Source organism: Mongoliimonas terrestris, assembly GCF_001927285.1.
Classification (GTDB): Bacteria; Pseudomonadota; Alphaproteobacteria; order Rhizobiales; family Pleomorphomonadaceae; genus Chthonobacter; species Chthonobacter terrestris.
Genome location: NZ_MSIG01000001.1, coordinates 342,604 through 367,101 on the forward strand (window position 1 = coordinate 342,604; position 24,498 = coordinate 367,101).

22 protein-coding genes are annotated in these 24,498 nt (G+C 71.4%); 8 read left to right on the forward strand and 14 right to left on the reverse strand.

The window, feature by feature from the left end:
• Positions 1-45: 45 nt before the first annotated feature.
• Positions 46-573, reverse strand: coding sequence for a hypothetical protein (locus tag BUQ68_RS01415; protein WP_075214141.1), 528 nt, complete (start codon positions 571-573; stop codon positions 46-48).
• Between the two features lie 636 nt (positions 574-1,209).
• On the opposite strand from BUQ68_RS01415, the gene BUQ68_RS01420 reads away from it, so the two are divergent.
• Both BUQ68_RS01420 and BUQ68_RS01425 read left to right on the forward strand, forming a co-directional pair.
• Complete coding sequence (locus tag BUQ68_RS01420) at positions 1,210-3,414, forward strand: EAL domain-containing response regulator (protein WP_075214142.1); 2,205 nt, start codon at positions 1,210-1,212, stop codon at positions 3,412-3,414.
• A complete protein-coding gene (locus tag BUQ68_RS01425; RefSeq protein WP_075214143.1) occupies positions 3,411-5,591 on the forward strand; it encodes an ATP-binding protein in 2,181 nt (726 codons plus the stop codon). Before BUQ68_RS01420 ends, BUQ68_RS01425 begins: the two co-directional genes overlap by 4 nt.
• A 123-nt stretch (positions 5,592-5,714) precedes the next feature.
• Here the strand turns inward: BUQ68_RS01425 and BUQ68_RS01430 are convergent, their stop codons facing one another.
• Positions 5,715-6,839, reverse strand: a complete 1,125-nt coding sequence (locus BUQ68_RS01430; protein ID WP_083656079.1) for a crotonase/enoyl-CoA hydratase family protein — start codon at positions 6,837-6,839, stop codon at positions 5,715-5,717.
• A 482-nt stretch (positions 6,840-7,321) separates the two neighbouring features.
• Between BUQ68_RS01430 and BUQ68_RS01435 the strand changes: the two genes are divergently transcribed.
• Positions 7,322-10,663, forward strand: coding sequence for an error-prone DNA polymerase (locus BUQ68_RS01435; RefSeq protein ID WP_075214144.1), 3,342 nt, complete (start codon positions 7,322-7,324; stop codon positions 10,661-10,663).
• Positions 10,664-10,714: 51 nt separating this feature from the next.
• Here the strand turns inward: BUQ68_RS01435 and BUQ68_RS01440 are convergent, their stop codons facing one another.
• Positions 10,715-10,921, reverse strand: a complete 207-nt coding sequence (locus BUQ68_RS01440; RefSeq protein ID WP_075214145.1) for a YegP family protein — start codon at positions 10,919-10,921, stop codon at positions 10,715-10,717.
• Between the two features lie 293 nt (positions 10,922-11,214).
• On the opposite strand from BUQ68_RS01440, the gene BUQ68_RS01445 reads away from it, so the two are divergent.
• On the forward strand, positions 11,215-11,799 hold the full coding sequence (locus BUQ68_RS01445; RefSeq protein ID WP_095407250.1) for a septation protein A: 585 nt from the start codon (positions 11,215-11,217) through the stop codon (positions 11,797-11,799).
• 290 nt (positions 11,800-12,089) lie between these two features.
• Here the strand turns inward: BUQ68_RS01445 and BUQ68_RS01450 are convergent, their stop codons facing one another.
• The 3 genes from BUQ68_RS01450 to BUQ68_RS24415 form a co-directional block, all read right to left on the reverse strand.
• Positions 12,090-12,557, reverse strand: a complete 468-nt coding sequence (locus tag BUQ68_RS01450) for a GNAT family protein (protein WP_075214147.1) — start codon at positions 12,555-12,557, stop codon at positions 12,090-12,092.
• Positions 12,558-12,776: 219 nt separating this feature from the next.
• The gene (gene leuC, locus BUQ68_RS01455; RefSeq protein WP_075214148.1) at positions 12,777-14,186 is read right to left on the reverse strand and encodes a 3-isopropylmalate dehydratase large subunit; all 1,410 of its coding nucleotides are present in this window, start codon (positions 14,184-14,186) and stop codon (positions 12,777-12,779) included.
• A 105-nt stretch (positions 14,187-14,291) separates the two neighbouring features.
• Positions 14,292-14,420 (reverse strand): hypothetical protein, encoded by a 129-nt coding sequence (locus BUQ68_RS24415; RefSeq protein WP_280949691.1) that lies wholly within the window; start codon positions 14,418-14,420, stop codon positions 14,292-14,294.
• Positions 14,421-14,507: 87 nt separating this feature from the next.
• On the opposite strand from BUQ68_RS24415, the gene BUQ68_RS01460 reads away from it, so the two are divergent.
• On the forward strand, positions 14,508-14,873 hold the full coding sequence (locus tag BUQ68_RS01460; protein WP_083656081.1) for a Uma2 family endonuclease: 366 nt from the start codon (positions 14,508-14,510) through the stop codon (positions 14,871-14,873).
• Between the two features lie 6 nt (positions 14,874-14,879).
• Positions 14,880-15,077 (forward strand): hypothetical protein, encoded by a 198-nt coding sequence (locus BUQ68_RS01465; protein ID WP_075214150.1) that lies wholly within the window; start codon positions 14,880-14,882, stop codon positions 15,075-15,077.
• Here the strand turns inward: BUQ68_RS01465 and BUQ68_RS01470 are convergent.
• From BUQ68_RS01470 to BUQ68_RS01505, 8 genes are all read right to left on the reverse strand, one after another.
• Entirely contained in the window at positions 15,074-15,916 is an 843-nt protein-coding gene (locus BUQ68_RS01470) for a class I SAM-dependent methyltransferase (protein ID WP_075214151.1), read from the reverse strand. The two genes, BUQ68_RS01465 and BUQ68_RS01470, sit on opposite strands and share 4 nt — an antisense overlap.
• Before the next feature lie 109 nt (positions 15,917-16,025).
• Positions 16,026-16,457: a 50S ribosomal protein L19 gene (gene rplS, locus BUQ68_RS01475; protein WP_075214152.1), complete on the reverse strand. Its 432-nt coding sequence runs from the start codon at positions 16,455-16,457 to the stop codon at positions 16,026-16,028.
• A gap of 211 nt (positions 16,458-16,668) precedes the next feature.
• Positions 16,669-17,400 (reverse strand): tRNA (guanosine(37)-N1)-methyltransferase TrmD, encoded by a 732-nt coding sequence (gene trmD / locus BUQ68_RS01480; RefSeq protein WP_075214153.1) that lies wholly within the window; start codon positions 17,398-17,400, stop codon positions 16,669-16,671.
• Positions 17,397-17,972, reverse strand: a complete 576-nt coding sequence (gene rimM, locus BUQ68_RS01485; protein WP_245293128.1) for a ribosome maturation factor RimM — start codon at positions 17,970-17,972, stop codon at positions 17,397-17,399. The genes trmD and rimM overlap by 4 nt, the downstream gene beginning before the upstream one ends.
• The gene (locus BUQ68_RS01490; protein ID WP_075214155.1) at positions 17,969-18,559 is read right to left on the reverse strand and encodes an NYN domain-containing protein; all 591 of its coding nucleotides are present in this window, start codon (positions 18,557-18,559) and stop codon (positions 17,969-17,971) included. Before BUQ68_RS01490 ends, rimM begins: the two co-directional genes overlap by 4 nt.
• A gap of 110 nt (positions 18,560-18,669) precedes the next feature.
• Positions 18,670-19,026 carry a 30S ribosomal protein S16 gene (gene rpsP / locus BUQ68_RS01495; protein WP_075214156.1) on the reverse strand — a complete coding sequence of 119 codons (357 nt, stop codon included), beginning with the start codon at positions 19,024-19,026 and terminating at the stop codon, positions 18,670-18,672.
• A gap of 89 nt (positions 19,027-19,115) precedes the next feature.
• Complete coding sequence (ffh, locus tag BUQ68_RS01500; protein ID WP_075214157.1) at positions 19,116-20,663, reverse strand: signal recognition particle protein; 1,548 nt, start codon at positions 20,661-20,663, stop codon at positions 19,116-19,118.
• 249 nt (positions 20,664-20,912) lie between these two features.
• Complete coding sequence (locus BUQ68_RS01505) at positions 20,913-21,965, reverse strand: helix-turn-helix transcriptional regulator (RefSeq protein WP_075214158.1); 1,053 nt, start codon at positions 21,963-21,965, stop codon at positions 20,913-20,915.
• 398 nt (positions 21,966-22,363) lie between these two features.
• Between BUQ68_RS01505 and BUQ68_RS01510 the strand changes: the two genes are divergently transcribed.
• Positions 22,364-23,464, forward strand: a complete 1,101-nt coding sequence (locus tag BUQ68_RS01510; protein ID WP_075214159.1) for a helix-turn-helix transcriptional regulator — start codon at positions 22,364-22,366, stop codon at positions 23,462-23,464.
• Positions 23,465-23,626: 162 nt separating this feature from the next.
• Positions 23,627-24,487, forward strand: a complete 861-nt coding sequence (dapF, locus tag BUQ68_RS01515) for a diaminopimelate epimerase (RefSeq protein ID WP_075214160.1) — start codon at positions 23,627-23,629, stop codon at positions 24,485-24,487.
• Positions 24,488-24,498: the final 11 nt, after the last annotated feature.

Here is a 24,498-nt window from a genome sequence, read left to right on the forward strand (position 1 = left end):
GGCCGGGGAGGACCCGGCGGGCCGTGGCCGGCGGCGCCGTCGCGGTCAGGCGCCGGACGGGCGGTTCGGCCGACCGGCGCCGGGCGATGCGGTGTCGGACGGGCGCGCCGATCCGCCGGTGCCGCTGGCGGCGGACGACCCGGCGGAGCCGGCGGCGGTCGATCCCGAGCCGCTGGCGCCGGACGACCCGGTGCCGCTCGCGGCGGACGATCCGGAGGAGCGGACGGCGGCGGGCGAGCCGGCCGGGGCGGCCGGCATGGTGTCGCGCGCCCCGGTTCCGGGCGGAGGCCCGAAGCGGGCCGCGTAGTCCTTGGCGCTGACCACCTGCCAGCGGCCGTCGCCGGTCTCCGGCGCGCGGCCGTTCAGCCCCATCCAGGCGAGGGTGCCGCCGGCCGCGGCCCCGAGGAGGCCGAACAGGCCGCCGCGGCGGAGCCCCCAGTGGACCAGGAGGCCGCCGCCGAAGACGGCGGCCATGCGTTCGGTGCGGTCGAGCGGCGCCCCGCCGGAGGACGACGCGGACCGGGTGGGGGACGACGCGTCGCCGCCGGGGCGCGCGGTGGGATCGGATGCCATGATGGGTGTCTCCCGCTCTGCCGGGCCCGCACGAAGCACCGGGCCGGTCGCGGACAAAATCCGCCCGCGCGGACAGAACCCGCCCATCCCCCCGAGGTTCCGGTGTGGTTCCGGTGTGGGTTCCGGGGCGATACCGGGCGAGGGGAGCGCCGGCGCGGCCTCCGGTCGGACCGCGGCGATCCGGATGCGCGCCGCATGCGGAGCTTTTCCTGATATTTCAGGCACAAGCTGCGTGAAATTGCCGAACCATACGCAGTTCTTCCGCCGTGCCGGCGTCCGGATCATCCGTTCTGGGCATGACATCCGGCTCGATCTTCACGTTCAGTACCGGGCGTTCAAGTTGTTTTTCAATGACGACGTCCCGAGCGGTGAATTCTACACGGCCGTCGTGCCGACGCGTGACTGGGAACGGTCGAGTCAACCGGTTCATCTATAAAAGAAATTAACCTGTCGCTGCCACCCTGCCCGTCTTGGTTGGTCTCCTCGTCGGCATGCCGCCCCGCGCGGTGCGGCCCTTGGAGACCCCACGGGCGGTCCTCAAGCGTCCGCCCGCCCGACGGAGCCGGCATCCGCGCCGGCCCCGGTTGGCCGACCGGGCCCGCCCGGGTGAGGGCGAGAAGGACGAGAAGGTACGCCATGACGACCATCGTCATCGTCGATGACCAGATCACCAACCAGAAGATCTTCGCCAAGATGGCGGCCACCATCGAGCCGGGCGTGGCGGTGGTGACGTTCGGCGACGCGCGCGAGGCGCTGGCCTACGTGACCGCCAACGTGCCGGACCTGGTGGTGACCGACTACGAGATGCCGCACACCAACGGCGCCGACTTCATCGGCCGCATGCGCGCCGTGCCGGACCTTGCCGACGTGCCGGTGATCGTCGTCACGGTGTTCGAGGAACGCTCCTTCCGCCTCGCCGCCCTCGACGCGGGCGCCACCGACTTCCTGCAGAGCCCGGTGGACCGGCGCGAGTTCGCCGCCCGCGCCCGCAACCTTCTGAAGCTGCGCCGCCAGCAGCAGGAGCTGGAGACCCGCGCCGTCACGCTGGAGAAGCGCCTGCACGAGAGCGAGCGCACCCTGGAGCGGGCGATCCGCGATTCCAGCGAGCGGCTGGCCCAGGTGATCGACACCGTGCCCGCCATGGTGAGCGCCACCGACCGGTTCGGCCGGCTGCTCTTCATGAACGGCTTCCAGGCCCGCCTGATCGGCGTCGACCCGGACGCGGTCGCCGGCCGCCGGCTGACCGAGATCCACGGCGAGGAGAAGGGCGAGCGCGCCGCCGCCCTCGACCGCATGGTAATGGGCAAGGGCGAGGCGATCCGCAACCTGGAGGAGGAGGTGATCGACGCGGACGGCATCCGCCGCTGGTTCCTGACCTCCAAGTCGCCGCTCCGCGACGCTTTCGACCGCATCGCCGGGGTGGTGACCTCGTCGCTGGAGATCACCGAGCGCAAGGCGACGGAGACCCACCTCCACTACATCGCCCACCACGACCCGCTGACCGGGCTGCCGAACCGCACCGCCCTCACGGCGCGGCTGCGCCTGGAGGTGGCCCGCGCCCGGCGCGGCGAGCGCACCTTCGCGCTCCACCTGATCGACCTCGACCAGTTCAAGGGCGTCAACGACGTGCTCGGCCACCCGGTGGGGGATTCCCTGCTCGGCCTGGTGGCGGACCGGCTGCGCGGCCTGGAGGGCGAGGCCTGCGTGGTCTCGCGCCTCGGCGGCGACGAGTTCGCCGTCCTGCAGACGAACATCGCCCACATGGACGCGGCCGCCGACCTCGGCCGGACCATCTGCGCGCTGATCGGCCAGCCTTTCCGCATCAACGAGACGCCGATCAGCACCTCGGCGAGCGTCGGCATCGCGGTCTTCCCGCACGACGGCACGGACTACGAGGAGCTGTTCCGCAACGCGGACCTCGCCATGTACCGGGCCAAGGGCTCCGGCGGCGGCCGCTACTGCTTCTACGCCTCCGACATGTCGCTGATCGTCCGCCAGTCGGCGGTGCTCGACCAGGCGCTGCGCGACGCCCTGGAGCGCGACGAGTTCCGGCTCTACTACCAGCCGCAGGTGGACGCCCGGACGAACGCCATCGTGGGCGCCGAGGCGCTGATCCGCTGGCAGCGGCCGGACGGGCGCATCGAGACGCCGGTGAGCTTCCTGCGCCGCGCGGAGGAGAACGGCATGATGCTGCCGATCTCCGCCTTCGTGATGCGCGAGGCCTGCCGCCAGGCGGCCGAATGGCGGCGCATGGGCCTGCCGCCCCTGCGCATGAGCATCAACGTCTCGCCGGTGCAGTTCCAGGGCCGCAGCCTGCCCCTGCAGATCGCCTCGCTGATCGGGGAGACCGGCATCGACCCGCGCCTTCTCGACCTGGAGCTCACCGAAACCACGGTGATGGACGACCTGGAGGCGGTGGCCGAGCAGCTGTCGGAGATCCGCCAGCTCGGCGTCACCATCTCGATCGACGACTTCGGCACCGGCTTCTCCTCGCTCGCCTATGTGAAGCGCTTCCCGGCGGACCGGCTGAAGATCGACCAGTCCTTCGTGCGCGACCTGATCGACGATCCGAGCGACGCCGCCATCGTGCGGGCGATCGTCAACCTCGGCCACAGCCTCGGCATGACCGTGGTGGCCGAGGGGGTGGAGACGGAGGCCCAGGCCGAGCGGCTGCGCGAGGAGCGCTGCGACGAGCTGCAGGGCTACCACTTCGGCCGTCCGGTGCCGCCGGACGCCTTCACGGCCCTGTTCGGCCGGGCTTCCACGGCCCGGGAAGGGGCCGGCGGGACCGGCGCGGCCCGGGGAGGAAGCGGCGCGGCCTTCGGGGGGACCGGCCGATGACCACTGCCCGGCTTCGGTCGCTCCGGTCGCTGTCGGTCGGCCTCGGCCGCATCCGCCGCCGGCTGCGCCAGCGGCCGGACAGCGAGCACGAGATGACGCTGAACCGGCTGGCCTTCGCCGGCCTGGTGGTCGGCTGGCTCGGCGCCGGCACGGCGCTCGGCAACGCCGGCGCGGCCGCCATGCTGGACCAGACCGCCTGGGTGTTCGCGGTCTATTTCGCCGTCGCCATCGGCATCTTCGTCCACATCCTCGCCCTGCCCGCCGTGTCGGTGGCCCGGCGCCTGTTCGCCATGGTGGCGGACTTCACCATGATCTCGGTCGCCGCGACCGCGGGCGGCGACGCCAGCGGCTTCTTCTATCCGCTCTACCTCTGGACCGTGTTCGGCAACGGCTTCCGCTTCGGCATCCCCTACCTGCACGCCTCCATGATCATCGCCCTCGTGGGGCTCGTCACGGCCCTGGAGGAGACCGGCTACTGGCTGGAGCACGTGGGCATGACGATCGGCATGCTGGCCGGGCTCGTCATCCTGCCGCTCTACGCCGGCGTGCTGATCCGCAAGCTGCAGGAGGCCAAACGGGCCGCCGAGGCGGCGAGCCAGGCCAAGAGCCTGTTCCTCGCCAGCGTCGGCCACGAGCTGCGCACGCCGCTGAACGCGGTGATCGGCCTCTCCGACCTCCTCGGCCGGGAGCAGCTCACCCGCTCGCAGGCCGAGATGGTGGACACGATCGCCGCGTCGGGCCGCTCGCTCCTCTCGCTCATCAACGCGCTCCTCGACTTCTCGCGCCTGGAAGCCGGGCGGATGCCGTCGACCCTCTCCCACTTCGCGCTCGCCGAGATGGTGGGCCGCGTCGGCGCCATGCTCCGGGTGGAAGCCGAGCGCAAGGGGCTGACCTTCGACGTGGACATCGCCCCGGACGTGCCGGCCTATCTTTCCGCCGACGAGCGCCACATCGAGGAGGTGTTGATCAATCTTGCCGCCAACGCGGTGAAGTTCACCGCGGAAGGCCGGGTGGCGATCACGGTGGAGCGCGTCGACGAGACGGCGGACGCCGCCCGCGCGCGGCTGCGCTTTTCGGTTTCGGACACCGGCATCGGCATCGCGCCGGAAGCCCAGGAGCGGGTGTTCGAGCGCTTCACCCAGGCGGACGAGACCATCATCGACCGCTTCGGCGGCACCGGCCTCGGCCTTGCGATCTGCCGCCAGCTGGTGGACCTGATGGGCGGCCGGATCGGGCTCGTCAGCGCGCTCGGGCGCGGCAGCACCTTCTTCTTCGAGCTCGACGTGACGGTCGCCGCGGCAGCGGCGGCCACCGCGGCCACCGCCATGCCGGACCTGCCGGAGCTGCCCTCGCTCGCCGTTCTGGTGGCGGAGGACAACCGCACCAACCAGATGGTGATCTGCAAGATGCTGGAGGCCGCCGGCCACCGGCCGACCACCGCCGACGACGGCGAGATGGCGCTGACCTATCTGCGCGAGCAGACCTTCGACGTGGTGCTGATGGACGTCAACATGCCGGTGCTGAACGGCATCGAGGCGACCAAGCTGTGGCGCTTCATGTCGCTCGGCCGGCCGCGCATCCCGATCGTGGCGCTGACCGCCGACGCCACCCCGGAGGCGCGTGCCCGCTGCCTGGACGCCGGCATGGACGCCTGCGCCACCAAGCCGATCGACGGCCGCCGGCTGATCGAGGTGATCGCCTCGGTGCTGCCGGCGCTTGCGGTGCCGCGCGCCGCCGACGCGCCGGATGCCGCCGGGCCCATCGACGTGTTGGAGGACATGGTGGCGACGGCGGCGCGGGTGCCGCTCGGCCGTCCGCTGGACGAGAGCAAGCTCGACGACCTGGAGCGGCTGGGCGGCACGGAGTTCGTGACCGACCTTGCCCGCGAGTTCATCCGCGAGGCCGAGCGGCTGGTCGGCGACCTCGGCGACGCGGTCGCCCGCGACGACGTCTACGCCTTCCGGGCGCTCGCCCATGCGCTGCGCAGCGCCGCCGCCAACGTGGGCGCGGAGGGCCTGTTCGAGCTCTGCCTCTCCTGGCGGGAGATGGACGCGGGGACGCTTGCCCGCGACGGGGAGCGCCACGTGCGCACCCTGGAGAGCGTGTTCGCCGACGCCCGGAGCGCCCTGGAGGCCCATGTGCGGGCGTTCGGCGCCCGCGACTGGGTGGCCTCCTGACGATGGCCTCCTGACGGTGGGCGCCCGTCGGTCCCGGCGCGTTTCGGGCCGACCGGCCGCCGCCCGTTCGGGCCTGCCTGCGCCCGGTGGGTCCCGACAGGTCGGGACGCACCGGGCTCGGTATCAGCCGGCGCCCGTCTCCTTGTGCAGCCGGCGGCTCTGGGCCATCTGCAGGTGCTCCATGCGGCGGAGATCCGCCTGGGGCAGGCGCATGGCGGTGTCGACCCAAAGGTCCGTGACGTCGCGCAGCTCCGACAGGGACAAGGGGTTCACCCGCTGGCGCACCTGGAACAGGGTGCGCCGGACCGCGTGGCTCTGCCGCTCGGCCAGATAGGCCGACACCGCGTGCGCGCCAGTGCCTTCGTCCACCACCTGGTCGACGATGCCCATGTCGTGCATCTCGTCGGCGGAAAAGATCCGGCCGGAGAAGATCATGCGCTCCGCCCGCGCGGCGTCCAGGCGCCGGGCGAGGAAGGAATAGGCGCCCATGCCGGGGAAGCTGTTGAAGAGGATTTCCGGCAATCCCAGCTTCACCTGCCGCTCGGCGATGATCACGTTGCAGCAGAGCGCGCCTTCCAGCCCGCCGCCGAGCGCGTCGCCCTCCAGAAGGCCGACCGTCACCACCCCGGAATCGAAGCCGATGGCGATGTGGTAGACCGCGTCCACGCAGTCGAAGGCGTAGCGGCGCACCGCGTCCCGGTCGCCCGCCCGGATCGCCCGGGTGAGGAAGGCGAGGTCGCCGCCCATGTTGTAGATGCCGGGAATGCGCGAGCCTTGCACGTAGTAGCGGATGTGCGGGTCCTCGTGCGGTCCCTGCGAGGCGGCGAGCGCCTGGATGGAGCGGTGCAGCACGATGAGTTCGCGCACCATGCTGGGCGTGAAGCTCGGCGGTCCGTTCGGCCGCATGTGGCACCAGAGGGCGCGGGTGTTGGGGTCGAGCCGGACGTCGAGCTCGCGCCACGAGCGGTTGAGGAAGCCGAGCAGTTCCTTGGACGTGCCGCCCTGGGAGCCAGGGGGCGCGGGCGTGTCCGCCGCCGGAGCGGGGATGGACGTGGCCGGTGTGGCGGCCTGGGGAGGAGCAGGTTGGGGAGCCGCTGTCGGGGACGCGGCAGTCTGGGGCGCGGCGGGTTGGGACGCGGCGGCGGTCGGCGCAGTGGCGCGATGCGGCGCGGACGCGCGCGGCGCATCCGCCGGGGATCGGTCGGCGGTCGGGTCGTGGGTCTTGGGGATCGTGCTCGCGTCGGTCATGCGGGCTCTCCGTTGCGCTCCGGGGAGGGGCGGAGCATGCAAGCGTCAAGGCGGTTGGCTCGGTCCTGGAGCGCTCCGGAGGCAATCCTGAGGCACGCGTTTAGGTTTTGTTAAGGCTAATCTTCCGCCCCGGCTCCGAATGGTTAATGACAATGCCACTTGTGAAGCCCCGGTCGGTAGTTTCACCGTCCGGGTCACGCGGGTCATCAACCGCAATTGCGTCATGGTCGGAGACGACAGGCCGGGCTTTCGTGTGCAGCGCGGCACGAACGAACACCGGGCGGGCGCCAGGGTTCCGCATCGGCAGGGCAAGGAAGCCGGACCCTCGGCCCCTGTCGCCTGAAAGCCACACCCCGGTTCGCGCCCGCCCGCCGCCCGTCGCCCCGCCGACCACCGGGCGCGTCCCGCGGCGCTTGACTCCCCACGCCCCCTCTGGAATTCCTGGTGCGAACAAAGAAAGAACATTGGAGACCGCTCCCGCCATGGCCTATGCCGAACTGGTCGCCGCCTCCAACTTCTCCTTCCTGCGCGGCGCCTCCCATCCGGAGGAGCTGGCGGAGGCGGCGGCCGCGCTCGGCCTGACGGCGTTCGCCGTCACCGACCGCAACAGCTTCGCCGGCGTGGTCCGCGCCCACCAGGCCGCCAAGGACCACGGCGTGCGCTTCGTGCCCGGCACCCGGCTGGTGTTTTCCGACGAGACGCCCGACATCGCCGCCTGGCCCATGGACCGGGCCGCCTACGGCCGGCTCTGCCGGCTGCTCAGCCTCGGCAAGCGGCGGACCGACAAGGGCGCGTGCCGGCTCGGGCTCGACGATCTCATGGCCTTTGCGGACGGCAGCCATCTCGCCGTGCTGCCGCCCGACCAGCTGGACGCGGACGCCCTCGCCCGGCTCGCCGCCACCTTGCGGCGGCTGCAGGCGGAGGCGCCGGGCCGGGTGCGGCTTGCGGCCTCCTACCGGCACGACGGCGCGGACCGGCGCCGGATCGCCCGCCTCGCCCGGATCGCCCGGGAGGCGGGGGTGCCGGCGATGGCGGTCGGCGACGTGCTCTACCACCACCCGGACCGGCGCAGCCTGCAGGACGTGATCACCTGCATCCGCGAGCACACCACGCTGGCCGAGGCGGGCCGGCGGCTGGAGCGGAACGCGGAGCGGCACATGCGCGGCGAGGCGGCCGTGCGCCGGCTCTTCGCCGACCTGCCGGAGGCGGTGGACGAGACCGCGCGGGTCGCGGCCGACCTCGCCTTCTCGCTCGACGAACTGCGCTACGACTATCCGGAGGAGCCGACCGAGGGCCACCCCTCCCCCCAGGCGGCGCTGGAGGCCTTCACCCTGGAAGGAGCGGCCCGGCGCTATCCGGCCGGCATCCCGGAGACGGTGCGGGCCGCCCTTGCGCACGAGTTCGCCATCATCGGCCAGCTCGGCTACGCGCCCTACTTCCTCACCGTGCACGACATCGTGCGCTTCGCCCGCTCGCGCGGCATCCTCTGCCAGGGCCGCGGCTCGGCGGCCAACTCTGCGGTCTGCTTCTGCCTCGGCGTCACCGAGGTGGACCCGGCGCGCGGCGACCTCCTGTTCGAGCGCTTCATCTCGCCGGAGCGGCGCGAGCCGCCGGACATCGACGTGGACTTCGAGCACGAGCGCCGCGAGGAGGTGATCCAGTACATCTACGCCAAGTACGGCCGCGAGCGGGCGGGGCTGGCCGCCACGGTGATCTCCTACCGGGCGCGCTCGGCGATCCGCGAGGTGGGCAAGGCCTTCGGCCTCTCCGCCGACGTGGTGGGGGCGCTCGCCGGCCAGATCTGGGGCTGGTCGCAGGCCTCGCTCAGGAGCGAGGACGCCCGCCGCGCCGGCCTCGACCCGACCGACCGCACGGTGATGGAGGCGGTGCGCCACGCCAAGGCGCTCACCGGCTTTCCCCGCCACCTCTCCCAGCACGTGGGCGGTTTCGTCATCACCCGCAGCCGGCTCGACGAGGTGGTGCCGATCGAGAACGCCGCCATGGAGGACCGCACGGTCATCGAGTGGGACAAGGACGACCTCGACCTCCTCGGCATCCTGAAGATCGACGTGCTCGCCCTCGGCATGCTGTCCTGCGTGCGGAAGGCCTTCGACATGCTGGCCCGCCACTACGGCCGGCCGCTCTCCATCGCCACCATCCCGGCGGAGGACCCGGCCGTCTACGACATGCTGTGCCGGGCGGACAGCGTCGGCGTCTTCCAGGTGGAGAGCCGGGCGCAGATGACCATGCTGCCGCGGCTTCGCCCGCGCACCTTCTACGACCTCGTCATCGAGGTGGCGATCGTGCGCCCCGGCCCGATCCAGGGCGACATGGTGCACCCGTATCTGCGCCGCCGGCAGGGGCTGGAGCCGGTGACCTTCCCGAAACCCGAACTGGAGGCCGTGCTCGGCAAGACCATGGGCGTGCCGCTCTTCCAGGAGCAGGCCATGCGCATCGCCATCGTGGCGGCCGGCTTCACGCCCGCGGAGGCCGACAAGCTGCGGCGCGCCATGGCGACCTTCCGCAAGGTCGGCACCATCGGGACGTTTCAGCAGAAGATGATCGACGGCATGGCGGCGCGCGGCTACGACCGCGCCTTCGCCGAGCGCTGCTTCCGCCAGATCGAGGGCTTCGGCGAATACGGCTTCCCGGAGAGCCACGCGGCGAGCTTCGCCCTCCTCGTCTACGCCTCGTCCTGGCTGAAGTGCCATTATCCGGACGTGTTCTGCGCCGCCCTCCTCAACGCCCAGCCCATGGGCTTCTACGCCCCTGCCCAGATCGTCCGCGACGCGGAGGACCACGGGGTGGAGGTGCGCCCCGTCGACGTGAACCGCTCCGACTGGGACGCCAGCCTGGAGCACGGCGCCCACGCGGCCGAGCGGCTGCACCCGCGCCACCGGGAGATGCGGCCGATGGTCTGGTCGAGCCACGCGGTGCGGCTCGGCCTTCGCCAGGTGAAGGGCGTGCGGGAGGCGGACATGCACCTTCTCGTGGAGCGGCGCGGCGCCGGTTACGACAGCGTGCGCGACGTGTGGCTGCGCACCGGCCTTGCCCGCGCGGTGATCGAACGGCTCGCCGACGCGGACGCCTTCCGCTCCGTCGGCCTCGACCGGCGGGCGGCGCTCTGGGCGGCGCGCGGCCTCGGCCGCACCGGCGACGAGGAGACGCTGCCGCTCTTCCTGGCCGCCGGCGGCGCCGGACCGAAGCGCGAGCCCGACGTGCACCTGCCGCCGATGCCGCTCGGCGAGCACGTGGTCAACGACTACCGCTTCCTCGCCCTCTCGCTGAAGGCCCATCCGGTGCACTTCATCCGCCCGGACCTCGACGCCCTGAAGGTGGAGCGCACCGCCCGCCTCGCCGTGCTGGCGCCGGGGCGCACGGTGACGGTGGCCGGCCTGGTGCTGGTGCGCCAGCGGCCCGGTTCGGCCAAGGGGGTGATCTTCATGACCGTGGAGGACGAGACCGGCGTCGCCAACCTGATCGTCTGGCCGAAGGTGTTCGAGGCCTTCCGTGGCGTCGTGATCGGCGCGCGCCTGGTGCGCGCCACCGGCCGGCTGCAGCGGGAGGCGGGGGTGACCCACCTGGTGGTGGAGCGCGTCGTCGACGAGACGCCGCGTCTCGCCAGCCTCACCGGCGGCCTCGACGGCCTCGACGCCCTCGCCCGCGCCGACGAGGTGAAGCGCCCGGTGGCGGAGGGCCGCGACGACAAGCCGAGGCCGCGCCTCGTCCATCTGGTGAAGGAGACGCCGGAGGTCGCCGACGACCTGAAGCGCCTCGCCGCCGGCGCCGCCCGGGTGATGCCGAAAGGGCGGAACTTCCAGTGAGACCCGGCTCGGGACGGTCGGACCCGTCCGACCGTCACGCCGGCCAACCGCTCAGGCGACGTCCGTCACATCCTCGGCCGACCAGACCGGCACCTCGGCGGAGCCCTTCATGATCTCGATGGCGCGCGCGCAATCCCGCTTGGCCACATAGCCCTCGCTGCTCATGCCGATGGTCTTGCCGTTCGACGCCTCGAAGCTCCACCGCCACTGGCCGGCCTTGTCCTTGTAGAGCCGATAGGATGGATAGGACCGCTTCATCTCTCGCCCTCCCGTACCGCGCCCGCCGCCGGCTTCCCGCCGCTTTCCCCACACCCGGCGGCCGCTTTCCGCTGCCCGCACCGGATTTGGGAACACGCTGTCGGCGACGCGCATCCTCAAAAATCTCGTTTAGAACATGAAAAGAGTCAAACCGCCGGATCCTCACGCGGCCACCCCGGAGAGCGGGCGAAATCGCCCCTTGCGGCCGCCTCCTGTCGCGCCGCCCATTGTTCCCTTCGCCGCGACGGACTAGATGGAAGCAGCAGATGCGGCGGAGAGGGATCCTCGAGGCGATGGACTTTGAAAAAGGCGCGAACGATCCGGCCACGCGGACCGAAAACCCGCTCGTGAAGCTGGCCCTGGAGCTCGGGCCTCTCGGCGTCTTCTTCTTCGCCAATTCGCGCTTCGACATCTTCGTCGCCACCGGGGCCTTCATGGTGGCGATGCTCGTGTCGCTCGCCGTCTCCTGGAGCCTCACCCGGCGGCTCGCCGTGATGCCGGTGGTCACCGGCGTGGTGGTGCTGGTGTTCGGCACGCTGACGCTGGTGCTGCACGACGAGACCTTCATCAAGATGAAGCCCACCATCGTCAACGGCCTGTTCGCCGCCGTGCTGCTCGGCGGGCTCCTGTTCGGCAAGGCGCTGCTCGGCTACGTGTTCGACGGCGCCTTCCGGCTCGACGCCGAAGGGTGGCGCAAGCTGACGCTGCGCTGGGGCCTCTTCTTCATCGTGCTCGCCGTCATCAACGAGGTGGTCTGGCGCACCCAGACGACCGACTTCTGGGTCGCCTTCAAGGTCTGGGGCATCATGCCCCTCACCCTCGTCTTCTCCGCCCTCCAACTGCCGCTCCTGACGCGCCACAGCCTGGACAAGACGTGAGGGTGGGTTGCGGGGGGTGGATGGCGAGCGGCGCCGGGCGGTAAGCGCGGGGATCCGGCGTACCGGCACACGCACCCATCGTCCCACCCTCATCCCTCGTCATGGTCCGGTTCAGCCGGACCACCCACGCATTCCGTCATGCGCCGCCGCCGGATGAGAAAGCGTGGGTGGTCCGCCTTCGCGGACCATGACGATCGGGGGCGGGGATCGGTGCGTTGGTGCGGAAGCTGGGAATGCATGGTGCCATGGGGGACAGCCTCGCACTGCCGGTCCTTCCCCCCTCGCCCTCTTCAGGCCAGCGGGTCGATGACGATCTCGTAGAGCCGTTCGCCGGACGGGCGGGCCATGGCGTCGGCCAGCACCGTGTCGGGCAGGCCGGTGGCGGCCGGATCGACCGGTTTCGGGACCACCCAGGAAAGGCGCGCCCAGCCGCGGCTCTGGCCCTCGGTCACCAGGGCCTCCACCAGCCGCCGGTCGACCGCGCCGAGACCGGCGGGTTCCGCAAAGAGCACCTCGATGAGGCCGAAGCGCAGGCCCGAGACCGGGTCGGGCAAGTCGAAGAAGACCGCGAAGCCCACCAGCCGGTCGCCCATGAATGCCCCGACCACCTGGGCGAGCGGATCGCAAAGGAGCAGTTCGGCGAAATAGGTGTCCGGCCGGCGCGGCGCCCCGCGCTTGACCGCCTGGGCGTTGGCGGCGATCAGCGGCGCCAGCGCGCGGGCATCCGAAAGGCCGAGGATTCGCACCGTGACGGTCATGGTCGCCCACCCGGTTGGCCGCGGTCCGGCCGGCGACCCCGACGGCCGTGGCGCCGACGGGTCCGGCCCTGACGGAAACGGCCGGCCGCGCCGGACGCGGTCGACCGTTCTGGTGTTCTGGACGCCGGAGCGGCCGGTCGTCAACCCGGCCGAAAGCCCAAGGCCGCCTGCGGCGCCCCGACGTTGCCCATCCTGGGGACGCCCTGGCGACGGACCGCCTCAGGCGAAGGTGCGGATGTCGACGAAATGGCCCGCGATCGCCGCCGCCGCCGCCATGGCGGGCGAAACGAGATGGGTGCGGCCCTTGAAACCCTGGCGGCCCTCGAAGTTGCGGTTCGAGGTGGACGCGCAGCGCTCGCCCGGCTTCAGCTTGTCGGCATTCATGGCAAGGCACATGGAGCAGCCCGGCTCGCGCCACTCGAAGCCGGCGGCCAGGAAGATCTTGTCCAGCCCCTCGGCCTCCGCCTGCAGCTTCACGAGGCCGGAGCCCGGCACCACCATGGCGGACACGGTGTCGGCCACCTTGCGGCCCTCGACCACCTTGGCGGCGGCCCGCAGGTCCTCGATGCGGCCGTTGGTGCAGGAGCCGATGAAGACCTTGTCGATGGCGATGTCGGTGATCTTCGTGCCGGGCTTCAGGCCCATGTAGTCGAGCGCGCGCCACTTGGAGGTGCGCTTGTTGGCGTCCTCGATGTCGTCCGGGTTCGGCACCACGCCGGTGACCGAGACCACGTCCTCCGGGGAGGAGCCCCAGGAGACGATCGGCGGCAGGGCGGCGGCGTCGAGCCGCACCTCCCGGTCGAAATGGGCGCCTTCGTCGGAATAGAGCGTCTGCCAGTAGGCGAGCGCCCGGTCCCACGCCTCGCCCGTGGGCGCGCGCGGCTTGTCCTTGATGTAGGCCCAGGTCTTCTCGTCCGGCGCGATCAGGCCGGCGCGGGCGCCGCCCTCGATCGACATGTTGCAGACGGTCATCCGGCCTTCCATGGAGAGCGCCCGGATCGCCTCGCCGGCATACTCCATCACGTAGCCGGTGCCGCCGGCGGTGCCGATCTCGCCGATGATGGCGAGGATGATGTCCTTGGCGGTCACGCCGTCGGGCAGCTGCCCGTCGACGGTGATCCGCATGTTCTTGGCCTTCTTCTGGATCAGCGTCTGGGTGGCGAGCACGTGCTCCACCTCCGAGGTGCCGATGCCGTGGGCGAGCGCCCCGAAGGCCCCGTGGGTGGAGGTGTGGCTGTCGCCGCACACGATGGTCATGCCCGGGAGCGTGAAGCCCTGCTCCGGGCCGACCACATGAACGATGCCCTGGCGCACGTCGCGCTCGTTGTAGTACTCGACGCCAAATTCCTTGGCGTTGATGGCGAGCTGCTCCACCTGTTCGCGGCTCTCCGGGTCGTCGATGCCCTGGCTGCGGTCGGTGGTCGGCACGTTGTGGTCGACGACGGCGAGCGTCTTCTGCGGCTGGTGCACCGGCCGGCCGGAGACGCGCAGCCCTTCGAACGCCTGCGGGCTGGTGACTTCGTGCACCAGGTGGCGGTCGATGTAGAGGAGGGCGGTGCCGTCCGGCTGCTGGTCGACCACGTGGTCGTCCCAGATCTTGTCGTAGAGGGTGCGCGGCTTGGTGGTCATGGCGAGCGCTTTCAGGAGAGGGGAAGTGCGAAAAGGGCCTCGACGCAGCGGGTGCCCTTCGGGGACGGAGACATGCGACCGGCCGGCGCGCCGCGCCGGCTCCGATCAGCCCCGAAGTCGACCGGCGGAAGCGATCAGGCGGGCGAAGAAGCGCCACGGCAGCCGCACGTGGTCGTGCACGGGGGTATAGTCCTCCGTGGTGGGCAGCACGACTCGGGCGAGCGATCTCCTCATGGGCTGTCATATACGGAAAGCCGGGGAAAACGGCAACTGCGGTCTTGTGCTAGACTGGCGGCGTGACGGTCGGGCGCGGGGGCCACGATGGCGGACCAGGCGATGCAGCGCATGTCGGTGGACGATTTCCTGGCGTGGGAAGCGCGCCAGGAGCCGAACTACGAGCTGGTGGACGGCCAGCCGGTGATGATGACCGGCGGCACCGCGGCGCACGACATCTTGCGTGGCAGCGTGAACATCGCCTTCCGCCAGGCGCTGCGCGGTCGCCCGTGCCGCGCCCACCTGGATCTGAAGGTGGTCTGCCCGAGCGGCAACGTCCGCTATCCGGACGCCCAGATCGACTGCGGGCCGACGACGCCAGGCGATGTGGCGGCGCATGGGCCGGTCGTCGTGGTGGAGGTGGTGTCGCCGTCGTCCCAGGTCACCGACTATATCGCGAAGGTGCGGAACTAAGGGACCGTGCGGTCCATCACGACCTATCTGATCGTGCGCCAGGACATCGAGGAGGTGACCGTGCTCCGCCGCGAGGGCGAGCGGCTGGAGCTCTCGGAGGTGCACGAGGCGGCGGACGCGGTGATCCACCTGCCGGAGGCCGGTATCGCGGTGACGCTCGCGGACATCTACGCGGACGAAACAGGGGCCGCGACGGAGGGCTAGAGCGGCTTCTCCGCCGTCAGGGAGAAGCTCAGCGGGAAGCGCACGGCGCCGTCCGCCAGCCGGAAGGTGAAGACCCGGCCGTCGTCGTCCCGGTCGGCCGGCACCATGGACGGATAGAGGCGGTAGGGCAGCGTCTCGTGCTCGTCGAGCCGGGTCAGGCGAAGGCCGGCGGCGAGGAGACCGGTGACGATGGCCGAGAGCGGGTGGATCCACTCGTAGTTCCGGGTGCGGGCGATCGGCCGCGGGTCCCCGGTGTAGCTGGTGCTCTCGTCGCTGGCGATCGGCGCGCCCTCGGGCGTCAGCCAGTCGAAACGGGGGACGAGCCGGCCGTCGACCTCGTCGAGCACCAGGGCGGACGGGTGCGTTTCGGCGAGGAAGAGCCGGCCGCCCGGCTTCAGGAGCGACGCCGCGACGGCCGCCCAGCGGGCGATGTCGGGCAGCCAGTTGATCGCCCCCCAGGTCACGTAGACGAGGTCGAAGGCGCCGTCGAGCGCCGCGCGGGCGGCATAGACGTCGGCCTCCACGAAGGCGACGTCGGGCCGGCCGGCCCGGGCCGCGAACCCGCGCGCGGCCGCGACCGCTTCCGCCGAGAAGTCGAGGCCGACCGGATGGGCGCCGAGATGGGCGAGCGACAGGGTGTCGAGGCCGATGTGGCATTGCAGGTGCGCGACCCGCAAGCCCCGCACGTCGCCGATGCCGGCGACATCCACCGGGTGGAGGCTGGAGCGGCCGGCGAGCACCGCCGCGATGCCGTACATGCCGCCCTGGTCGGTGGCGTGGAGGACGGCGCGGTCGTCCCAGTTCGCCCGGTTGGCGGCGCGATAGACATCCTCCGACATCACGACCTCTCCTCACCGATGCGGTCTCGCCCGTGCGGACGACCGGTTTGAAACGAAACGAGCGGCCTTGCGGCCGCCCGAGACAAAAAGACAGGAAAGCGCCGGCCGCTCACTCGGCGGCGTCGGCCGCCACCTTGGTCGGGCCGGACCGGGCGGCCTCGTTGAGCTTGCGGGCGCGGGCGTTGGTAGCCTCGAAGATGCGGGCCGACTTGCCGCGCAGATTGCGCAGATAGTAGAGCTTCGCCCGGCGCACCTTGCCGCGGCGGACCACGTCGACGCTGTCGATCAGCGGCGAGTAGACCGGGAAGACGCGCTCGACGCCCTCGCCGTAGGAGATCTTGCGGACGGTGAAGCTCTCGTTGAGGCCGCCGCCGCTCTTGGCGATCACGACGCCCTCGTAGGCCTGCACGCGGCTGCGGGTGCCTTCGACCACCTTCACGTTGACCCGGACGGTGTCGCCCGCGGAGAACGCCGGAAGCTTGCGCTGCTTCTCGATGACGGCCATCTGCTCGGCTTCGAGCTCGAGGATGATGTTGCTCATCGGATGTCCAATGCCTTTTCGTTGAAGTCGAACGACCAGAGCGTCCACACGATCGTCTGATGCGACGGGGGCGTATTCGTCGTTCTTGGCTGTGCTTGGAATGACGGATGCGGGCTCATACACCAATGGACGCGGCTTGTCGACAGCGGGCGGCCGAAATTGCGGCGGTGCGGGGCACGCCGTACCGGCCCGCACCGCGACGAGCCGGGCGTCAGTCCGCCCGGCCGAGAAGGTCCGGACGCCGCTCGCGCGTCACCCGCTCGGCCTCGTCGCGGCGCCAGCGGGCGATCCGCGCATGATCGCCGGAAAGGAGGACCGGCGGGATGGGCTCGCCCTCGAACACCGCCGGCTTGGTGTATTGCGGATGCTCCAGGAGCCCGGATTCGAAGCTCTCCGTCTCGCCGGACGCCTCGTTGCCCATGACGCCCGGCAGGAGGCGGACGACCGCGTCGAGGAGCACCAGCGCGGCAATCTCGCCGCCGGAGAGCACGTAGTCGCCGATCGACACCTCCTCCAGCGACCGGCGGCGGACCAGCCGGTCGTCGACGCCCTCGAAGCGGCCACAGAGGATGACGACACCCGGCCCGGCGGCGAGCGCCCGCACGCGGGCCTGCGTCAACGGGCGGCCGCGCGGCGACATCAGGAGCCGGGGCCGGGGGTCGTCGGCGGGGGCAGTCGCATCGAGGGCGGCGGCCAGAATGTCGGCGCGCATCACCATGCCGGGGCCGCCGCCGGCCGGCGTGTCGTCCACGTGGCGGTGCCGGTCGGTGGCGAAGGCGCGGATCTGGACCGCTTCGAGGCCCCAGCGCCCGCCGGCGAGCGCCCGGCCGGCGAGACTGGCGCCGAGCGGCCCGGGGAACATCTCCGGATAGAGCGTGAGCACGCTCGCCCGGAAGGCCGGAGCGCCCGGGGGGGCACCGGGATCGGGAGCGGCGTCGGTCATGGCTGGTCGATGCCGTCGGGACCGTCCGGCGCCGCATCGGCCGCGGCGTTCGCATCGTCGAGAAGACCGGCGGGCGGATCGACGAGCACGCGCCGCGCCGTCAGGTCGACGGTCGGGACGACGGCCTTGGAGAACGGCAGGTAGATGCTCCTGAGACCGGGGCGGGCCACCTCCAAAAGGTCGTCGGCGCCGAAATTGGCGACCGCCACCACCGAGCCGATCGGGGTGCCGTCGACCGAGACCACGTCCAGGCCGACCAGATCGGCGTGGTAGAACTCGTCCTCGTCGTCGGGCTCCGGCAGGGCGGCGCGATCGACATAGAGCTTCGTGCGGGTGAGCCGTTCGGCGGCGGTGCGGTCGGGAACGCCTTCGAAGCGGACGACCAGCATGTCGTCCTTCAAGGGGCGCAGGGCCGTCACCACATAGCGCCGCCCGCGATCGTCCACGAGCGGGCCGTAGTCGGCGATCGCCTGGGGATCGGCGGTGAACGCCTTGACGCGCACCTCGCCGCGCACGCCGTGGGCGGCGCCGATCTCGGCGAGAAGGACGGCGTTGGTGGGGGTATCAGTCAAAGATTTGGCCATGGCACCTGCCGAACATAATCGACGTGCCAAGTCAATTCCGGAGCTGGCCTGTGTCCGGGTACGACCGCAAGGACAGTCCGCAAGCCTGCGATGCGAGCGTACTTCAGAGCCGGTACGCAGTCGGTATCGCCAGACATCAGAACGATGCGCGTTGCCGCCTTCGTCTCGCAGAATTTTGCGACGTCCAGCCCGATGCGCATGTCGACGCCCTTCTGCTCAAAGCTCGGCGCGAAATGCTCATCGTCCAATTGATCAGCCGATATGGGCGTCTTTTTCGGGATCCAACCCCGAAACTTCAGGACACCGCGGCGGACGGCAAACAGATCGCGCGATGCAAGGTCCTTCAACCAAGCATCCGACCCCGAGAACTCGAACGGCGCGCCGGAGACAGGAAGCTTCACGGTTCCAGAATAGGGCGCGCAGTCATAGTAGAGGAAACGAAAGGGACGCTCGTCCGGCGCTAAAGCTTTGTGCGCGACCGCGGCGATCAAGGCAGGATTGAACTCCAATCCTGCCTTGATCGCGGCTACGCGAAGATGACCACCGTCGATCAGTACAGCCGTGCTGTCGTCCATTTGTGCGAAACCCCCTCGCGTCGCCGCTCGGGGGTTTCAGATACATGCCCGCCTACGGGCGTAGCGGATATCAACCACAGATGGAGCAGAACGCTCCATCTGTCAAGGAATCACTCCGCGGTCGCGGCGGCCTCGGCCTTCTGGGCGCGCTCGGCGGCGCGTTCCTTCGCCTTGGTGCCGGGCTCGGCCTTCTGCGGGTTGTTGCGGGCCGGGCGGTTGACGAGGCCGGCGACGTCGAGGAAGCGCAGCACCCGGTCGGTCGGCTGGGCGCCATGGGCGAGCCAGTGCTTGGCGCGGTCGAGGTCGAGCTTGACGCGGTCCTCGCTGTCGCGCGGCTTCAACGGGTCGAAGGTGCCGATCTTCTCGATGAAGCGGCCGTCGCGCGGCGAGCGGGCGTCGGCGATGACGATCGAGTAGTGGGGACGCTTCTTGGCGCCGCCGCGGGCGAGACGGATCTTCAGGGACATGCTTGGTCTTCCTTCGTGTGGTCTGGCGTGTGGTCTGGAAACGGAAAGCGGTGTGGAGGTCGTCGGTCGTCGGACCGGAACGACCGGGGTTACTTCTTCTTGGGCCCCTTGCCGGCCCCCGGCAGGCCGGGCATGCGCGGCATGCCGGGAAGGCCGGGCAGCCCGCCGAGGCCAGGGGGGAGACCCGGGGGCAGGCCGGGCGGCATTCCGCCGGCGCCGCCGCCCATCCCCATATCCTTGGCCATCTTCTCAAGGGCGGCCGGGTCCATGCGGGAGAGGTCCGGCATGCCGCCGCCGCCGCCGAACATGGAGCCGAGGGCGCCCATCATGCCGCCCTTCTTCTTGCCCATGGCCTTCATCATGTCGGCCATCTGGCGGTGCAGCTTCAGCACCTTGTTGACGTCGGCGACGTCGGTGCCGGATCCGGCCGCGATGCGCCGGCGCCGCTTGGCGTCGAGGAGGGCGGGCTTGGCGCGCTCCTTCTTGGTCATCGACTGGATGACGGCGATCTGGCGCTTGAGGAAGCGGTCGTCGAGGCCGGCGGCGGCCATCTGGCCCTTCATCTTCCCCATGCCGGGCATGAGGCCCATGATGCCGCCCATGCCGCCGAGCTTCTGCATCTGCTTCAGCTGCTCGGCGAGGTCGTCGAGGTCGAACTCGCCCTTGCCCATGCGGGCGGCCATCTTGGCCGCCTTCTCGGCGTCGATGCCGGCGGCGGCCTTCTCCACCAGGGCGACGATGTCGCCCATGCCGAGGATGCGGTCGGCGACACGGCTCGGGTGGAAGTCCTCCAGCGCGTCGGCCTTCTCGCCGACGCCCATCAGCTTGATCGGCTTGCCGGTGACGGCGCGCATGGAGAGCGCGGCGCCGCCGCGTCCGTCGCCGTCGACGCGGGTGAGCACAATGCCGGTGATGCCGAGCCGCCCGTCGAAGGCGCGCGCGGTGTTCACCGCGTCCTGGCCGGTGAGGGCGTCGGCGACGAGCAGCACCTCGTGCGGCTCGGTCACCCGCTTCACCTCGGCGGCCTCGTCCATCAGGCCCTCGTCCACGGTGACGCGGCCGGCGGTGTCGAGGATCACCACGTCGTAGCCGCCGAGGCGGGCGGCGGTCATCGCGCGGCGGGCGATCTCCACCGCCGACTGGCTCATGACGATCGGCAGGGTGTCGATGCCGTTCTGCTCGCCGAGCACCTTCAGCTGCTCCATGGCGGCCGGGCGGCGGGTGTCGAGGGAGGCCATCAGCACCTTGCGGCGCTCGCGCTCCTTCAGGCGGCGGGCGATCTTGGCGGTCGTGGTGGTCTTGCCGGAGCCCTGCAGGCCGACCATCAGGATCGGCACCGGGGCGGCCGCCTGCAGGTCGATGGGCTTGGCCTCCGAGCCGAGGGTGGCGATGAGCTCGTCGTGGACGATCTTGACGACCATCTGGCCGGGCGTGATCGACTTCACCACCTCGGCGCCGACCGCGCGGGCCTTCACCCGGTCGGTGAAGGACTTCACCACGTCGAGGGCGACGTCGGCCTCCAGGAGCGCCCGGCGCACCTCGCGCATCGCTTCCGACACGTCGGCCTCCGACAGCGCGCCGCGGCGCGTCAGTTTGTCGAAGATGCCGCTGAGGCGATCGGACAGGCTTTCGAACATGGGGTCTCTCTCTCACGAACCGGGCGGGTGCCCGGCTCATGTGGTCCCGATCCGCCGCCGGCCCAAGCCCCCGATCCCCGCCGCGGCGACCGCGACGGCCGCCGGAGCGGCGCCATCACGGCAAGCACGAAGCGCACCCGCGGGCGCACAGCGCTGGCGGATGGGGACCTCCGGGGTCTGGCCCCGGTCGGTGGCTCGGGCGCGGAACGGCCGAGAATGGCGGGTCGTTACCGGCTCGGCGCCTGAAAGTCAAGTCCGCTCGGGCGCCTCAAGCGGGCGCGGCGCCTCCTCCGGCCACGGGCCGGCGGCGCGTGCCAGGGCCGCGGCCCGATGATCGCGCGGCGTGGCGCCGAGGATCCGCCGGAAGGCGCGGTTGAAGGTGGAGAGATCCTTGAAGCCCACCCGGAAGGCCACGTCGGCGACCCGGTCGTCGGCGCCGGGGCGGTCCAGGATGTCCGCCGCCGCGCGCACCCGCACCGCCCTCAGGAGGTCGGAGAAGCTGGTGCCCTGGTCTTCCAGGAGCGCCTGGACGCTGCGCGGCGAGAGGCCGAGGTCGGCCGCGACCGCCTCGATGCCGAGGTCCGGGTCCGCGTGGCGGGACTGGAGGATGATGTGGATGCGGCGCCGGCGCGCGGCCTTGACGCCCGCCCGTTCGGTCTCCGCGGCAAGGTCCGGCCGGAGCACCGCGGCGACGAGGTCGGCCACATGGCGCTCCGCGAGCGGCCCGAGCGCGGCCGAGAGCGCCGGACCGGCGCTCCGCAGATGGTCCAGGTAGCTGCCGAGGAGCGCCAGGCAGGCCCGGTCCGCGCCCCGCAGGGGGCCGGCGCACCGGTCCGGATCGAGACCGCGGAGCACCAGTTCGGCCTTCGGCAGCTTGATGCCGATGAAGGATGCCCGGCCGGGCACGGCGATGCGGCTCGGCCGGCCGGTGCGCAGCACCGCCACTTCGCCGGCCCGCACCGGAACCGCGCCGGCCCCTTCCCCGGCGGTGAAGACGCCGCCGGTGCCGAGGTTGAAGGTCACAGCGTCGTCCGCCTCGGCGGCATGCCAACTGGCCCGGCTCATGCCGAGGGCGCTCGCCTCGTAGGCCGCCACCAGGACGGATCCGGACACCAGGACGTCGACCCGGATGGCGGTCGGCCCGCCGCCGAGCGGCTCCACGTCCACCGGCAGGATGGTCTCGGAGAAGCGTCGGCTGAACCGCTGCACGGAGGCCCGGTCCCCGCGGGCGAGAACGGCCTGCAGGTGCGGGCGGGCGGACCCGGCGGGTGCGGCGACGGCAGGATGGGGAAACGACGACATGACGAGGTCCTGCGGTGCGTGGCCCAAGGGACGGTGCCGGAGCCTCCCGCGACGGGAGAGCCACCTTGACCGGGATGGCCGGTCCCCGCCGAAGCACGGGTCGCGCCAGCCGTTGCAACCGGAGGCGCATTGGTGTCCGGCCAGGCGGGCCGGGTGGCGCACGGCGTCCCCCGCCGGACCGCGGAGGCTGCGCCGTTTGCCCGGAACCCCTGCGTCCCATGCAGAGACGGTCAAAAGCGAGCGTGCTATGTTTCTCGACTGTAACACAGAGCCCGATCCGGGCGAAATCCCGGATCGGGTCGTCGTTATGTCTGCGTCAGGACGTGGATCGAGCGTCGGGTCGCGGTGCGCGGGGTTTTCGCACTGCGCTCGCTCGTCCGCAAACGGGGAGTGGAGCCATGGGTCCGGCAGCGCGCTCTCACACCGAGGACCTCCTGGAAGCGATCTACGACTGCGCGCTCACGCCGGGCGGCTGGGCGCCGGTCCTGAAGCGGCTCTGCGACGTGGTCGGCGCGGAGGCCGCCACGCTGGTGACGCACGAGCAGGCGACCCGCAACGCCATGCCGCCGGAGGGCGCCAGCACGGATCCGAGTCTGGCCCGCGCCTACTGCGAGCGCTACGCCCGGCTGAACCCTCACCTCGGCCAGATCCGCGTGGACCCGCGGGAGGGACGGGTGACCACGAGCCTGACGGCGCTCGATCCGCGCACCTTCCGCCGTTCGCGCTTCTTCGAGGAATGGTGCCAGCCGAGCGGCTTCCACGAGCTTGCCATCGTGGAACTCGCCCGCACGCCCACCCACCTCGGCACCCTCGGCCTCGCCCGGGCGGACGCCGACGGCCCCTACGACCCGGAGGCGCTGGAGACGCTGCGCCGGTTCGCGCCCCACGTCGGCCGCGCGGCCCGGCTCTCCTCCCTCGTCAAAGAGGAGCGCGCCTGCAACGACGCCCTCTCGGCCCTGGTGGAGAAGCTGGCGGTGGCGACGCTTCTCGTCGACAGCGGCGGCCGGCTGGTGCGCGCCAACGCGGCGGGCACCGCGCTGATCGAGGAGGGCCAGGTGGCGACCGTGCGGGAGCGCCGGCTGCGGCTGGTGGACTCCAAGGCGGACGCCGCCGTGCAGCGCGCGCTTGCCAACGGCGGCGTGGTGCCGGCCTATGTGGCGGCGCACGACAGCGGGCGGGTGCCCCGCCTCGTCACCGTGTTGCCGGCCTCCGAGCGCACAGGCGGGCTCGCCGTGGTGCTGATCGGCCGATCGCAGCACCTGCGGGCCGACGGCGACCGGATCATGACCGAGGTCTTCGGCCTCACGGCGGCGGAGAACCGGGTGCTCGGCCTCCTGGTCACGGGCGCCTCGCCGACCGAGGCCGCCGAGCGGCTCGGGCTCTCCATCGCCACCGTGCGCACCCACATCCGCCGGGTGCTGGACAAGACCGGATCGAGCCGGCAGGCCGACCTGATGTGCATCGTCCACCGGGTGGTGCCGCCGCTGCGCGGCGAGTGATACCAAGCGCGTAACGAGCCGGGTACGAGTCCCGCCGCCGGCCGGGGCCGGCGGTTGCATCTTCCGCCCGGCATCAAGACCGCCTACATGTGGGCGAAGGATCGGACGCGGCGTTGGCGCGCGCGGATCCGGGCGTTTTTCTGCAGAAGGTGCCGGCGGCAGATGGGTGATGTTCCCTTCGTCAAGATGAACGGCATCGGCAACGAGATCGTCGTCGTCGATCTGCGCGGCCGCCCCGAGCGGATCGGCCCGGACGCGGCGCGCGCCATCGCGGCCCTGCCGGGCGGCCATTTCGACCAGCTGATGGTGCTGATGACGCCGGTCACCCCGATGACCGACGCCTTCATGCGCATCTTCAACGTGGACGGATCGGAATCCGCCGCCTGCGGCAACGGCACGCGCTGCGTCGCCCGGCTCCTGTTCGAGCGCGAAGGCAAGGCGGCGGTGCTCCTGGAGACCCGCGCCGGGCTTTTGAAGGCGCGCGAGGCCGACGGGCTGGTGACGGTGGACATGGGCACGCCGCGCTTCGCCTGGCAGGATATCCCGCTCGCCGAGCCGTTCGCCGACACTCGCGCCATCGAGCTGCAGATCGGCCCGATCGACGCGCCCATCCTGCATTCGCCGGCGGTCGTCAACGTGGGCAACCCGCACGCGGTCTTCTTCGTCGACGACGTGACGGCCTACGATCTCGGCCGGATCGGGCCCCTGCTGGAGAACCACCCGATCTTTCCGGAGCGGGCGAACATCTCGCTCGCGAAGGTGACGGCGCCGGATGCCCTGATCCTCAAGGTCTGGGAGCGCGGCGCGGGCCTCACCCGGGCCTGCGGGTCGGCGGCCTGCGCGGCCGCGGTCCTTGCCGCCCGCACCCGGCGCACCGGCCGCACTGTGCGGGTGAGCCTGCCGGGCGGCGACCTTGCCATCGCCTGGACGGCGGACGACCGCATCCTGATGACCGGCGCAACGGAATACGAGCACGAGGGCGCGGTGCCGGCCGCCGTGTTCGGCCTCCAGGCGGCGGTCTGATCGTCCCTCTC